12 protein-coding genes are annotated in these 13,971 nt (G+C 62.8%); 5 read left to right on the forward strand and 7 right to left on the reverse strand.

The window, feature by feature from the left end; all coding sequences use genetic code 11:
* Window positions 1-65: 65 nt before the first annotated feature.
* From ACIPZB_RS14365 to ACIPZB_RS14385, 5 genes are all read left to right on the forward strand, one after another.
* A complete protein-coding gene (locus ACIPZB_RS14365; protein ID WP_400640890.1) occupies window positions 66-2,300 on the forward strand; it encodes a beta-agarase in 2,235 nt (744 codons plus the stop codon).
* Window positions 2,301-2,441: 141 nt separating this feature from the next.
* Window positions 2,442-3,587 (forward strand): serine hydrolase domain-containing protein, encoded by a 1,146-nt coding sequence (locus tag ACIPZB_RS14370; RefSeq protein ID WP_400640892.1) that lies wholly within the window; start codon window positions 2,442-2,444, stop codon window positions 3,585-3,587.
* A gap of 99 nt (window positions 3,588-3,686) precedes the next feature.
* Window positions 3,687-4,670, forward strand: coding sequence for an OmpA family protein (locus ACIPZB_RS14375; protein ID WP_400640894.1), 984 nt, complete (start codon window positions 3,687-3,689; stop codon window positions 4,668-4,670).
* Between the two features lie 19 nt (window positions 4,671-4,689).
* Window positions 4,690-5,337: a pyridoxamine 5'-phosphate oxidase gene (pdxH, locus tag ACIPZB_RS14380; protein ID WP_400640896.1), complete on the forward strand. Its 648-nt coding sequence runs from the start codon at window positions 4,690-4,692 to the stop codon at window positions 5,335-5,337.
* Window positions 5,338-5,572: 235 nt separating this feature from the next.
* Window positions 5,573-6,037, forward strand: a complete 465-nt coding sequence (locus ACIPZB_RS14385) for a glycine zipper 2TM domain-containing protein (RefSeq protein ID WP_400640898.1) — start codon at window positions 5,573-5,575, stop codon at window positions 6,035-6,037.
* A 165-nt stretch (window positions 6,038-6,202) separates the two neighbouring features.
* On the opposite strand, the gene ACIPZB_RS14390 is transcribed toward ACIPZB_RS14385, so the two are convergent.
* The 7 genes from ACIPZB_RS14390 to ACIPZB_RS14420 all read right to left on the reverse strand — a co-directional run bounded on the left by ACIPZB_RS14390 (window position 6,203) and on the right by ACIPZB_RS14420 (window position 13,691).
* Window positions 6,203-7,810: an NAD(P)/FAD-dependent oxidoreductase gene (locus ACIPZB_RS14390; protein ID WP_400640900.1), complete on the reverse strand. Its 1,608-nt coding sequence runs from the start codon at window positions 7,808-7,810 to the stop codon at window positions 6,203-6,205.
* Between the two features lie 103 nt (window positions 7,811-7,913).
* A complete protein-coding gene (locus tag ACIPZB_RS14395; RefSeq protein ID WP_400640902.1) occupies window positions 7,914-8,588 on the reverse strand; it encodes a COG3650 family protein in 675 nt (224 codons plus the stop codon).
* Window positions 8,589-8,745: 157 nt separating this feature from the next.
* Window positions 8,746-9,447, reverse strand: coding sequence for an ABC transporter ATP-binding protein (locus ACIPZB_RS14400; RefSeq protein ID WP_016498257.1), 702 nt, complete (start codon window positions 9,445-9,447; stop codon window positions 8,746-8,748).
* Complete coding sequence (gene livG, locus ACIPZB_RS14405; protein ID WP_008097486.1) at window positions 9,448-10,215, reverse strand: high-affinity branched-chain amino acid ABC transporter ATP-binding protein LivG; 768 nt, start codon at window positions 10,213-10,215, stop codon at window positions 9,448-9,450.
* Entirely contained in the window at window positions 10,212-11,468 is a 1,257-nt protein-coding gene (locus ACIPZB_RS14410; RefSeq protein ID WP_400640905.1) for a high-affinity branched-chain amino acid ABC transporter permease LivM, read from the reverse strand. Before ACIPZB_RS14410 ends, livG begins: the two co-directional genes overlap by 4 nt.
* Entirely contained in the window at window positions 11,465-12,388 is a 924-nt protein-coding gene (gene livH, locus ACIPZB_RS14415) for a high-affinity branched-chain amino acid ABC transporter permease LivH (RefSeq protein WP_008097482.1), read from the reverse strand. Before livH ends, ACIPZB_RS14410 begins: the two co-directional genes overlap by 4 nt.
* A gap of 187 nt (window positions 12,389-12,575) precedes the next feature.
* Window positions 12,576-13,691 (reverse strand): branched-chain amino acid ABC transporter substrate-binding protein, encoded by a 1,116-nt coding sequence (locus ACIPZB_RS14420; protein WP_008097477.1) that lies wholly within the window; start codon window positions 13,689-13,691, stop codon window positions 12,576-12,578.
* Window positions 13,692-13,971 lie beyond the last annotated feature (280 nt).

The following is a 13,971-nucleotide window of genomic DNA, read 5'->3' on the forward strand; positions in this document are numbered from 1 at the left end:
CTCCGGCCTGTTGTCCATCACTCGGTCGTGGGCTCAAGTGGGCCTTGAAGGAGAGCCTGAGCCCTATGATCCGTCGCACCTTGCCTGCAGTTCTTACCCTGTTGCTCAGCACGCCCTTGCTGGCTGGGCAGCAGACGCTGTTCAGCTTCGTGCGCCCGGCCTCGGTGGTCACTGTGGCAACCGAAGGGTCTGGCATGCCGCAGTACAACGCGGAACAGACCACGGAAGGCGAGGTGTTGCGGCGCGTGGTGTTCAACCCGGTCGAACGGCCAACCTTGCGCCTGAGCCCGCAGACGGGCGTGTGGGATTGGTCAGCCGGACAGTTCCTCACCTTGCGCTTGCAGAGCGCGATGGATTGGGCACTGACCGTCGATGTCACGGTACTGGGCAGCGACGGGCGTACCCTGACCAGCCGCATTGACCTGCCAGCGGGGCCCGCGCAAACCGTCATGGTGCCGCTCAAGCCCACTTCGCCCTTGAGCCAAGGCATGCGCGCCGGCCCGCCGATGCCTTGGGTATTCGAAGGCCAACGCCTCCTGTTGACGAGTAGCGCAGGTGAAATCGACCTCAAGCAGGTAGTGTCCGTCAGCCTGACCATTCCCGCGCCCAAGGTGGCGCAGAACCTGCTGATCGAAAAGGTCGGCATCCAGGATGATGACCTGGCCTACCAGGCGGCCTACCACGCGCTGATCGATACCTATGGTCAGTCCACCCGTGGCCGCTGGCCCGAAAAAATCGTCAACGACGAACAGCTGAAGGCCGCGGACAGCCGTGAGCAGCAGCAACTCAAGGGCTGGTTGGCCGAGCGCCAGAAACAGCCGCTGGATACCTACGGTGGTGTGGTGGCGGGACCTGCGTTCGAAGCCAAGGGCTTCTTCCGTACCGAGAAGCGCGATGGCCGTTGGTACCTGGTAACCCCTGATGGCCACCCGTTCTACTCCCTGGGGGTCAACGCCGTGACCGCTGATGGCGGGCGTACCTATGTCACGGGGCGCGAAGGCATGTTCGCTGCATTGCCGGGCCAAGACGACGCGGCGGCAGCTTTCTATGGCGAAGGCAACAACGACGATGGCAATGCTTCGTCGCAAGGGCGCGCCTTCAAGCAAGGGCGGTGGTTCGACTTCTATGCCGCCAACCTCCAGCGCACCTATGGCAAGCCGTGCGCGCACGTGGAGGGGCAACCGGCCGCCGACTGCCCGCCGCCTGCGCTGGACATTGCCCGCTGGCAGGCGCATACCCTCGACCGCCTGCAGGCCTGGGGCTTCAACACCCTGGGTAACTGGAGCGACCCTGGGTTGGCCCAGGCCAAGCGCCTGCCGTACACCTTGCCGCTGTCGATCGTCGGCGACTATGCCAGCATCAGTACGGGCATGGACTGGTGGGGCCGCATGCCCGACCCATTCGACCCGCGTTTCGCCATGGCCACCGAACGTGCCGTGGCCATCGCTGCCCGCGATCACCGCGACGACCCTTGGCTGATCGGTTACTTCGCCGACAACGAACTGGCCTGGGCGGCGCCTGGCAACGACCCCAAGGCACGTTACGGCCTGGCTTACGGGACCCTGCGCCTGACCACCGATGTGCCGGCCAAGCGCGCGTTCCTCAAGCAGTTGCGCGACAAGTACCGCAACCAGGCGGGCTTGTCCAAGGCCTGGGGTATCGACCTGCAGGCCTGGGAGCTGATGGAAGACCCAGGCTTCGAGGCACCGTTGCCCAACCCCGAGCACCCGGAAATCGAGCGTGATTTCCAGTATTTCCAGCAAGTGTTCGCGCAAACCTATTTCAAGACCATCTCCGACTCACTGAAATGGCATGCCCCCAACCATCTGTTGCTGGGGGGGCGCTACGCGGTGAGCACCCCGGAGGCGGTCAAGGCCTGCGCCGAGTTCTGCGATGTGCTGAGTTTCAACTTCTATACCCTCAAGCCCGAAGACGGCTACGACTTCTCTCGTCTGGCCGAACTGGACAAGCCGGTGCTGGTGTCGGAATTCCAGTTCGGCTCACGTGACCGTGGGCCGTTCTGGCCCGGGCCTCTTGAAGTGGCGCGAGAAGAGGACCGTGGGCCGGCGTATGGCAACTTCCTCAAGGCGGCGCTGGCCCAGCCGATGATCGTTGGCGCCCATTGGTTCCAGTACCTTGACCAGCCTGCCAGTGGTCGTTTGCTCGATGGCGAGAACGGCCATCTGGGCCTGGTGGCAATTACCGATGTGCCGTTTGCGGGCTTTGTCGAAGCGGTGCGCAAGAGCAATCTGGCGGCCGTTGGTCAGTTGCATAGCCAACTGGAAAAGCCAGCCCCTTGAGCTCGGCATGGCAGTGCAGCCTATCGCTGAACATTCGGCATGGAATTTTCTCCATGACTCGGCGCTGCCCAGTAGGCAAAACCCTTAACTGCTGAAACAATGCACGCCATTTTTCGGCAAGGTCGTACGGAGAGCAGGCGGGTGCAGATCCAGGGTCACTATGAGCTGAAATTCGAGGCAGTGCGCGAAGCGTTCGCCGCATTGTTCGATGATCCCCAGGAGCGCGGTGCGGCGTTGTGCATCCAGGTCGGCGGCGAAACCGTGATCGATTTGTGGGCAGGCAGCGCCGACAAGGACGGCCAGCAAGCCTGGCACAGCGATACCATCGCCAACCTGTTCTCCTGCACCAAGACCTTCACCGCCGTTACCGCCCTGCAACTGGTGGGCGAGGGCAAGCTGGCCCTGGATGTCCCCGTAGCGCGCTATTGGCCAGAGTTCGCCCAGGCGGGCAAGGACGGCATCACCCTTCGACAGCTGCTCAGCCACCGCGCCGGTTTGCCAGCGATTCGCCAGTTGCTGCCGGCGCAGGCGCTATACGACTGGCAAGCGATGGTCGATGCCCTGGCCGCCGAAACACCCTGGTGGACGCCCGGCACCGAACATGGCTATGCCGCCATCACCTACGGCTGGCTGATCGGCGAGCTGATCCGACGAGCAGATGGACGTGGCCCGGGCGAGTCGATCGTCGCGCGTACCGCGCGCCCACTGGGGCTGGACTTCCATGTCGGCCTTGCGGACGAAGAATTTCATCGGGTGGCGCATATCGCGCGCGGCAAAGGCAATGCTGGCGATGCGGCGGCCCAGCGCCTGCTGCAGGTGACCATGCGTGAGCCGGAGGCGCTGTCGACCCGTGCCTTCACCAACCCACCGGCGATCCTCACCAGCACCAACAAACCCGAGTGGCGGCGCATGCAACAGCCCGCGGCCAACGGCCATGGGAACGCTCGTAGCCTGGCGGGCTTTTATGCCGGTTTGCTCGACGGCAGCCTGCTGGAATCCGAACTGCTCGACGAACTGACCCGCGAGCACAGCATTGGCCAGGATCGGACCCTGCTGACCCAGACCCGATTCGGCCTGGGCTGCATGCTCGACCAGCCCGATGTTGCCAATGCCACCTTCGGTCTCGGTGCCCGTGCCTTCGGTCACCCAGGCGCCGGCGGCTCGGTCGGTTTCGCCGACCCTGAGCACGATGTGGCCTTCGGATTCGTGGTCAATACCCTTGGCCCTTACGTGCTCATGGACCCAAGGGCCCAGCAGCTGGTACGGGTCCTTGGGACGTGCCTTTGATCGGGTAACGCGGGTATTGCACGGCCCCTTTGTTATCCTCAATGCCAGCGCACTGCGGTGTGCTGGCGAAAATTCTTTCTAATTCATGGTGTATCGCTGATGTCTTCACATAAAACCTTAGCTCTCGCCCTGTGCCTGACCGCCATGACCGGCTGTGCCAGCCATTCTCAGGATGCATCGAAAGGTGGCGCCAGCGCCTGGTGGCCATTCGGTTCGGACAAGGTTGCAGAGCAGGAAGTGAAGCAAGCCGTCAACGAAAAGGTCGCCAAGGCCGATGCCAAGTCGGAAAGTGCCAGCCGCTGGTGGTGGCCATTTGGCGGTGACGACAAGCAGGCCAAGGGGCCAGTGGTACCGAAGATCGACCAGAAAGCCACCCAGGCATGGCTTGACGAATACGAGCCGAAGCTGCGCGAAGCCATCAAGGACAGCAAGCTGCAACTGGAGCGCCGCGAAAACGTGCTGGCGGTAACCATCCCGGTCGACAGTTCGTACAACCCGGATCGTCCCAACATGCTGCTGCCGATGAGCCTGGGCCCGATCACCCGCGTGGCCAAGGCAGTCGAGGGCGACCCCAAGACCGCCGTGCTGGTACTCGGCCATGCCGACACCAGTGGCGTGGCCGCTACCAACCAGAAGCTCAGCCTGGAGCGCGCCGCATCGGTTTCGGCGATCTTCCGCCTGAGCGGTTTGAAGCGTGACCGCCTGAGCCTCAAGGGCATGGGGTCGGAAATGCCGCGTGCTGCCAACGACAGTCCCGAAGGCCGTGCCCTCAATCGCCGCGTGGAAATGCTGTTGACCCCACAAAACACCATGGTCGCGCTGTTGGCCAAGTACCAGCAAGCCGCACCAGCGCCGACCCCGGCCTCCATGGTCGCCGTGCAGGATGCCAAGGCGCCGGCCGCCAAGGCTGTCGACAGCAAGCCAGCTGCCAAGTCCGCTGCCAAGCCAGCCGCGAAGAAAGCCGCAGCCAAGCCGGTTGCCAAGTCCACTGCCAAGAACAAAGCCGCGCCGGCCAAGCCCGTCGCCAAGAAGACGACTGCTGACAAGAAGTTAGCCGCCAACAGCCCTGCGAAGACCAACTGATCGTCAAGGAAACGCAGCCATGACCCAATCCCTGGCCGATATGCGCCGCGACTACACCCGTGATGGCCTGGCGGAAGCCAAGGCCCCGGAGGAGCCGTTCGCTCTGTTCCACCAGTGGTTTGCCGATGCGGTGAAGACCGAGCAACCCCCGGTAGAGGCCAATGCCATGACCCTCGCCAGCGTCGATGGCGAGGGCCGACCCCATTGCCGCGTATTACTGCTCAAGGGGCTCGATGAGCGTGGTTTCACCTTCTTCACCAACTACGACAGTGCCAAGGGTCAGCAACTGCTGGCCAACCCCTTCGCCGCCATGACCTTCTTCTGGCCGGCGCTGGAACGCCAGGTGCGTATCGAAGGGCGGGTGGAAAAAGTGACGGCCAAGGAGTCGGACGACTACTACCAGGTGCGCCCTCTGGGTAGCCGCCTGGGGGCGTGGGCTTCGCCACAGAGCCAGGTGATCGCCAGCCGTGAAGCGTTGGAAGGGTTGGTCAAGGCGACCGAGTCGCGCTTCTCCGACACTCAGCCGCATTGCCCCGAGCATTGGGGCGGTTACCGCCTGCTGCCCGAGCGCATCGAGTTCTGGCAAGGGCGCGCCAGCCGTCTGCATGATCGCTTGAACTACCGCCTGGTCGAGGCGCGCTGGCTGCGCGAGCGGTTGGCTCCCTGAGACCTTTGGGGCCGCATCGCGGCCCTTTCCACACCGCTGCTATCCCCGGCTGCGCTGTCTGCCAATACCTCGATGCAGTAATCCATGGCTATCCTTGGTCTGACGTTAGAGATCCGGGAGACCGCCTGTACTTGCTGTATGGGCGCTGAATGAAACCGATTTTGTTACGCCTGCGTCGTGACAGTTGCTTGGGCGCAGCGTCTAATGGACACCTGAATTTATGGAGACTTTACCCATGCGTAAATCCGCTTTGCTGGTGGCGACCTTCACCACCATGTCGTTGTTGCTGGGTGGCTGCGCCTCCAGCCTGACTGGCGACAGTTACTCCCGTGATGAGGCCCGTCGCGTGCAGACCGTGCGCATGGGCACCATCGAGGCCTTGCGTCCGGTCAAGATCGAAGGCACCAAGACGCCGATCGGCGGGGGTGCTGGTGCGATTGTCGGTGGTGTGGCCGGTAGCGCTGTCGGTGGTGGCCGCGGCAGTATCGTCGCCGCTGTGATCGGTGCCGTGGCCGGTGGCCTGGCAGGCTCGGCCGCCGAGGAAGGCCTGACCCGCACCCAGGGTGTGGAGATCACCGTGCGCGAAGATGACGGCAGCACGCGCGCCTATGTGCAGGCCGTGCAGGAGAACGAAGTGTTCCGTGTGGGCGAGCGCGTGCGCATCATGACCGTCGACGGTACCAGCCGCGTTACGCGCTGATAGCTGCAGATGAACAAAAAACCCCGAACGGGCTTGGCCTGTTCGGGGTTTTTTGTTGCCTGTTCCGGCCTCATCGCCGGCAAGCCGGCTCCCACAGGTACAGCATTTGCGCGATCCCTGTGGGAGCCGGCTTGCCGGCGATGAGGCCGGTGCAGGCGCTACAACTTACAAACCGAGCATATCCCGCGCGACTGCCTCGGCAATGCGAATGCCATCGACGCCTGCGGAAAGAATGCCGCCGGCATACCCCGCACCTTCACCCGCCGGGAACAGCCCCTTGAGGTTCAGGCTCTGATAATCCGCACCACGCGTGATCCGCAGTGGCGAAGAAGTGCGCGTCTCGATGCCGGTCAGCACCGCATCATGCAGGTTGTAGCCCTTGATCTGCCGATCGAAGGCCGGCAGCGCTTCGCGGATTGCCTCGATCGCAAAGTCCGGCAGGCTCGGCGCGAGGTCGCCCAGGGTCACGCCCGGCTTGTACGACGGCTCGACGCTGCCCACGGCGGTGGACGGCTTGCCGGCGACGAAATCGCCTACCAGCTGCGCCGGTGCCTGGTAGTTGCTGCCACCCATCACATAGGCGTGGGCTTCCAGGCGCTCCTGCAGCTCGATACCCGCCAGCGGGCCACCCGGGTAGTCGCGCTCGGGGTCGATGCCCACCACGATGCCGGAGTTGGCGTTGCGTTCATTGCGCGAATATTGGCTCATGCCGTTGGTCACCACCCGGCCCGGTTCGCTGGTGGCCGCCACCACAGTGCCGCCTGGGCACATGCAGAAGCTGTAGACCGAGCGGCCGTTCTTGGCGTGGTGCACCAGCTTGTAATCGGCCGCACCGAGTTTCGGGTGGCCGGCATACTTGCCCAGGCGTGCCTTGTCGATCAGCGTCTGCGGGTGTTCGATACGGAAACCGATGGAGAACGGCTTGGCCTCCATGTACACGCCCTTGGCGTGGAGCATGCGGAAGGTGTCACGGGCACTGTGGCCCAGGGCCAGGACCACGTGGCGCGAGTGCAGCTGTTCGCCGCTCTCCAGGACCACGCCGGTCAATTGACCGTCTTCCATCAGCAGGTCGGTGACCTTCTCCTGGAAGCGCACTTCGGCGCCGAGGGCGATCATGTCCTGGCGCATCTGCTCGACCATGCCGGTCAGGCGGAACGTGCCGATGTGGGGTTTGTTGATGTACAGGATTTCTTCCGGCGCACCGGCCTTGACGAACTCTTCCAGGACCTTGCGGCCATGGTGGAGGGGATCCTTGATCTGGCTGTAGAGCTTGCCGTCGGAGAAGGTCCCGGCGCCGCCTTCGCCGAACTGCACGTTGGACTCGGGGTTGAGCACGCTTTTGCGCCACAGGCCCCAGGTGTCCTTGGTGCGCTGGCGCACTTCCTTGCCGCGTTCGAGGATGATCGGCTTGAAGCCCATCTGGGCCAGCAAGAGTCCGGCGAAGATGCCGCAAGGGCCGAAGCCGACCACGATCGGGCGTTCCTGAACGTTTTGCGGGGCGTGGCCGACGTACTTGTAGGTGACGTCCGGTGCGACGCCGATGTTGCGATCGTCGGCGAACTTGCTCAGCAGCTCCGCTTCGTTGCTGGTTTCAAGGTCGATGGTGTAGATGAACAGCAGTTCGCTGTTCTTCTTGCGCGCATCGTAGCTGCGCTTGAACAGGGTGAAGCCGAGCAGTTGCTCGTCGCGGATGCCCAGGCGCTGAACAATGGCCTCGCGCAGCGCTTCGTCAGGGTGGTCCAGGGGCAGCTTCAGTTCGGTGATTCGTAGCATGGCAGGGTCCAGTATCCCGGCCATGGGCGGCCGGCGGCTTTACACAAACCGCCAAGTATAAGCTGTTCGCCGCCCTGACTGGCAGGATAAAAGCGTCCGGCGATCAGTTGTCGCGTGCACCGCCGTAGTAGCCGCAGCCTCGCAGGGTCTGGCCATCGATGCGCAATTCGGCGCGCAGGTGGCGCACGGCACCGGTGGCGCTGTCGACGCAGCGTTGTGGTGCAACCCACAGTTCCACGTGTTGGCCGTTGGCTTCACTGCTGAGGGTCAGGCCGCCGCCAGGGACTTCTTCTTCCAGGAAGGGCAGGGGCAGCGGCTCTTTGCCGACACGGTTGAGCACCATGCCCTTGCCGCTGGCCTTGATGTCCCACTCCGGCTCATGGCCGCTGGCGCGCAGCGTGAGCTGCTTGAAGTTGGGATCGTCGCAGGCACGTGTGGACGGTTCCAGGCGGTACAGGCGGCTCACTTCAAGCTGACCGTCGTTGTTGGCCTGCTTGCTGCCCGTGAGGCGACCGCGGACGTCGGCGAACAGCTTGTCCTTGGCGTCGTCGGCCAGGTTGGCGGCTTCCTGGAGGATGCCGGTGGCACCGACGTCGTTGATCACGAAGGTACGGGCTTCGTTGCAGGGTTTGAACAGCAGATGGCCACCAGCGGCACTCAGTTCCCCCTGCAGGCGCGTGGTGCCGATGTTCGGGTCGCTGGGTTGCTCTGCCAGGAGCTGGCAGCCGGCGAACAGAGGCAGCAGGGCGGTGAGCAGCAGGGAAGGGGTGAGGCGCATGGAACGGCTCCGGGGATCTTTTACCAAAGAGCTGGCCACGTTACTCAGGCTGGGCGAGGTTCACAAGGGCTGATGCAGTGTCTGTGCCGGCGATAGGGCCGGTACAGCCACTAGATTCCATGCAGGCAGAAAAAAGGGCCCGAAGGCCCTTTCTCATTCAACCACCCAGGTAGGCGTCGCGCACCTTCGGATCGGTCAGCAAGGCTTCCCCGGTCCCCTGCATGACCACCCGGCCGTTCTCCAGCACATAGGCCCGGTCGGCGACCTTCAACGCCTGGTTGGCATTCTGCTCCACCAGGAACACCGTCACGCCATCGCGGCGCAGTTGCTCGATGATGTCGAAGATCTGCTGGATGATGATCGGTGCCAGACCCAGCGAAGGCTCGTCGAGCAGCAACAGCTTGGGCTTGCTCATCAGTGCCCGGCCGATGGCCAGCATCTGCTGCTCGCCACCCGACATGGTCCCGCCACGCTGGATGTAGCGCTCCTTCAGGCGCGGGAACAACTGCAGGACCTTGTCCAGCTGCTCCTGGTAGTCACCCTTGTTGGTGAAGAAGCCGCCCATGGCCAGGTTTTCCTCGACGGTCAGGCGGGCGAACACGCGGCGGCCTTCGGGCACTACCGCGATGCTCTTGCGCATGATGTGCGAGGACGGCTGGCCGACCAGTTCTTCACCCAGGTACTTGATGCTGCCACTGTGCGCCTGCGGCGAGCCGCACAGGGTCATCAGCAAGGTCGACTTGCCGGCACCGTTGGCGCCGATCAGCGTGACGATTTCGCCCTGGTTGATTTCCACGTTGACGCTGTGCAGCGCCTGGATCTTGCCGTAGAAGGTGGAAACGTTCTCGAACTTCAGCATTTACGCTTCCCCCAGGTAGGCTTTGATCACATCAGGGTTGTCGCGGATCTCCTCCGGTGTGCCGTGGGCCAGGGGGGTGCCCTGGTTGATCACGACGATATGGTCGGAAATGCTCATCACCAGCTTCATGTCGTGTTCGATCAGCAGCACGGTGACGTTGTGCGACTCGCGCAGGTAGGCGATCAGCGCCTTGAGGTCTTCGGTCTCCTTCGGGTTCAGGCCCGCTGCCGGTTCGTCGAGCATGATGATGCGTGGCTGGGTCATCATGCAGCGGGCGATTTCCAGGCGGCGCTGCTGGCCGTAGGCGAGGGTGCCGGCGGTACGGTTGGCGAACTCGGTCAGGTTGACCTTCTCCAGCCAGTACTGCGCACGCTCCATGGCCTCCTTCTCGCTGCGGCGGAAGTTCGGGGTCTTGAACAGGCCGGCGAAGAAGTTGGTGTTGAGGTGGCGGTGCTGGGCGATCAGCAGGTTCTCCAGCGCGGTCATTTCCTTGAACAGGCGCACGTTCTGGAAGGTCCGCACCACGCCCTTGCGGGCGATCTGATGGCCGGCCAGGCCCTGGATCGGCTGGCCGTCGAGCAGGATGGTGCCACCGCTGGGCTTGTAGAAGCCGGTCAGGCAGTTGAACACGGTGGTCTTGCCAGCGCCGTTCGGGCCGATCAGCGCCACGACCTGTTTTTCCTTGACGGTCAGGGCCACGCCGTTGACCGCCAACAAGCCGCCGAAGCGCATGCTCAGGCCGCTGACTTGCAGAATTTCGCGGCTCATCGACGCAGCTCCATGTGTGGACGTTGCATAGGCAGCAGGCCTTGCGGACGCCAGATCATCATCAACACCATCAGCGCACCGAACATCAGCATCCGGTATTCGCTGAACTCACGCATCAGCTCGGGCAACAGGATCATCACGATGGCCGCGAGGATCACGCCCAGTTGTGAGCCCATGCCGCCGAGCACGACGATGGCGAGGATGATCGCCGACTCGATGAAGGTGAACGACTCAGGCGTCACCAGGCCCTGGCGCGCGGCGAAGAAGCTGCCGGCGAAGCCCGCGAAGCAGGCACCCAGGGTGAAGGCCGAGAGCTTGATCACGGTCGGGTTCAGGCCCAGCGCGCGGCAGGCGATCTCGTCTTCACGCAGCGCTTCCCAGGCACGGCCGATCGGCATGCGCAGCAGGCGGTTGATGACGAACAGGGCCAGCAGCGCCAGCAGCAGGGCTACCAGGTAGAGGAAGATGACCTTGTTGATCGAGTTGTATTCCAGCCCGAAGAACTCATGGAAGGTCTGCATCCCCTCGGCTGCACGGCGTTCGAAGGTGAGGCCGAAGAACTCCGGTTTCGGGATGTTGCTGATGCCGTTGGGGCCGCCGGTCCAGTCGGTGAGGTTGCGCAGGAACAGGCGGATGATCTCTCCGAAGCCGAGGGTCACGATCGCCAGGTAGTCACCGCGCAGGCGCAGCACCGGGAAGCCGAGCAGGAAGCCGAAGGTGGCGGCCATCAGGCCGGCGATCGGTAGGCACACCCAGAAGCTCCAGCCCAGGTAGTGCGAGAGCATGGCATAGCTGTACGCGCCCACGGCATAGAAGCCCACGTAGCCCAGGTCGAGCAGGCCTGCCAGACCGACCACGATGTTCAGGCCCAGGCCCAGCAACACGTAGATCAGGATCAGCGTGGCAATGTCGACCGCACCGCGCGAACCGAAGAATGGCCACACCAGTGCCGCGACGATCAGGCCCATGATCACGTAGCGCTGGGTCCTGGGCAGGGTCAGGTAGTTGCTGACTGCCGGCGGGATCAATTTGCGATCCGAGCGGCGGCCCATTACCGAGCTCCACTGCTTGTCGAACAGCACGCGCAGGAACATCAGCACCGAGCACACGGCGATGATGCTGATGGTGAAGGTGCCCTGGCTGTGCACCACAAGGCTGATGCCGTCGATGCTCAGTTTCAGGCCCAGCACCGGGAAGGCCACGGCCCATACCAGCAAGGCGGCGAAGAACGCCTGTTTGAGATTTCTGTTCATACTTTTTCAACCTCCGGGCGGCCGAGGATGCCGGTCGGCCGGAACAGCAGGACAAGAACCAACAGACCGAATGCCACCACGTCCTTGTACTGGTCGCCGAAGATGTCGGCGCCGAAGGCTTCGGCCACGCCCAGCACCAGCCCGCCGAGCATCGCGCCCGGGATGCTGCCGATGCCGCCCAATACCGCCGCGGTGAAGGCCTTCAGGCCCACCAGGAAACCGGCGTTGGGGTTGATCACCCCGTACTGCATGCTCAGCAGCACGGCCGCCACCGCCGCCAGTGCGGCACCGATGACGAAGGTCAGGGCGATGATGTTGTTGGTGTTGATGCCCAGCAGGTTGGCCATCTTGATGTCCTCGGCGCAGGCGCGGCAGGCGCGCCCCAGGCGGGAACGGGAGATGAACAGGGTGAGCAGGGTCATGGCCACCAGGGTGACCACGAACACCAGGATCTGCATGTAGCTGATCAGTACTTCTTCAGCACCGCCCGGCCCGAAGGAGAAGCTCCCTGGGATCAGGTTGGGGATGGACTTGTCCTTGGAGTCCTGCGACAGCAAGACAGTGTTCTGCAGGAAGATCGACATGCCGATGGCGGAAATCAGCGGGATCAGACGGTTGCTGTTGCGCAGGGGGCGGTAGGCAACCCGTTCGATGCTGTAGCCATAGGCACTGGTGACGAAGATCGTCGCGACGAAGGCAACGGTCATCAGGATCGGCAGCGAATGGATACCCATCATGGCCAGGCCCGCCAGGGCGATGAAGGCCACGTAGGAACCGATCATGTACACCTCGCCATGGGCGAAGTTGATCATGCCAATGATGCCGTACACCATCGTGTAACCGATGGCGATCAAGGCATAGGTGCTGCCGATGGTCAATCCATTAACCAATTGTTGGAAGAAATGGTAGATCTCAGGCATTACAGCGCTCCTAAAAACCTGATTTGCATTTCGCCGGCCGGGTGACGGCCAGGAAACCGCGGATGACGGTTTTAAGATTTTCAGGTGAACCCGCTGCCGGATCGCGGCAACCAGGCCCATGAACCTCGTAAAACAAAGCCCACTGCTCGCACAGTGGGCTTTTACGGTCAGCTATTTAGTCACGCAGTTACTGAGGGGAGACTTCAGTCTTCGGCTTGCCGAAGTGCCATTCGTAGACCACGAACTTGAAGTCTTTCAGGTCGCCTTTCTCGTCATACGTCAGGGTGCCGGTCGGGGTCTTGAAGGAACCGGCGTGGATGGCCGCAGCCACCTTGTCGGTATCTTCGGACTTGGCCGCTTCAATACCCTTGGCGATCAGCTCCACGGCGGAGTAGGCAGGGAACACGAACGGGCCGCTTGGGTCTTTGCCGTCAGCCTTGATGGCGTCGACGATGGCCTTGTTCTCAGGGTCGGCGTCGAACGATTTCGGCAGGGTGACCAGCAGGCCTTCGGAGGCGTTCTGGGCGATCTGCGAGATGGAGTCGTTACCCACGCCCTCTGGGCCCATGAACTTGGCCTTCAGGCCTTTTTCCTGAGCCTGGCGCAGGATCAGGCCCAGCTCTGGGTGGTAGCCGCCGTAGTAGACGAAGTCGACGTTGTTTTGCTTGAGCTTCTGGATGATCGAGGAGAAGTCCTTGTCACCGGCGTTCAGGCCTTCGAACACGGCCACCTTGGTGCCTTTCTTCTCGAGGGTCTGCTTGACGGCGGTGGCGATACCTTCACCGTACTGCTGCTTGTCGTGCAGGACGGCAACCACTTTCGGCTTGACGTGGTCGGCGATGTAGTTGCCGGCGGCCGGGCCCTGGGCGCTGTCCAGGCCGATGGTGCGGAAGATCAGCTTGTAGCCACGGGCGGTGATTTCCGGGCTGGTGGCAGCCGGGGTGATCATGATCACGCCTTCGTCTTCGTAGATGTCGGACGCTGGCTGGGTGGAGCTGGAGCACAGGTGGCCGATGACGAACTTGACGCCGTCGTTGACCACTTTGTTGGCGACCGCCACGGCCTGTTTAGGGTCGCACGCGTCGTCGTATTCCTTGGCTTCAAGCATTTTGCCATCGACGCCGCCCTTGGCGTTGATGTCCTTGATGGCCTGTTTCGCGCCAATGAACTGCATGTCGCCGTACTGGGTCACAGGACCCGTCTTCGGACCGGCGATGCCGATCTTGATGGTATCGGCGGCAAACGAATGGCTGGCTACCCCAGCCAGTACCATTGCGGCGAACAGCTTGGAAATCTTGATCATAGTGCTCCACTCATTCTGTTGTAATTCTTATAGTCCTGGCGGCCAGGGCTACAGACCGGGCGGGATTTGCGGTATGGCCACGCCACACTGCATGCCCACCTTCCCCCGGAACATGTCCCGGAACTGTACCGGTACAGTGTAGAGCGCTGTTCGAGCGCTTGAAAAGCGGGCGAAAAGCGCCTGTTTCCCGGGTTGTCGCATGATCGACACAAAGATACAAAAAAGCGCCATCAATTTGCCTGTATCTTCGGCCCCACCCCACACGTTCGGGGCCAATCGA

Source organism: Pseudomonas sp. NPDC089396 (assembly GCF_044749545.1).
Taxonomy (GTDB): Bacteria; Pseudomonadota; Gammaproteobacteria; order Pseudomonadales; family Pseudomonadaceae; genus Aquipseudomonas.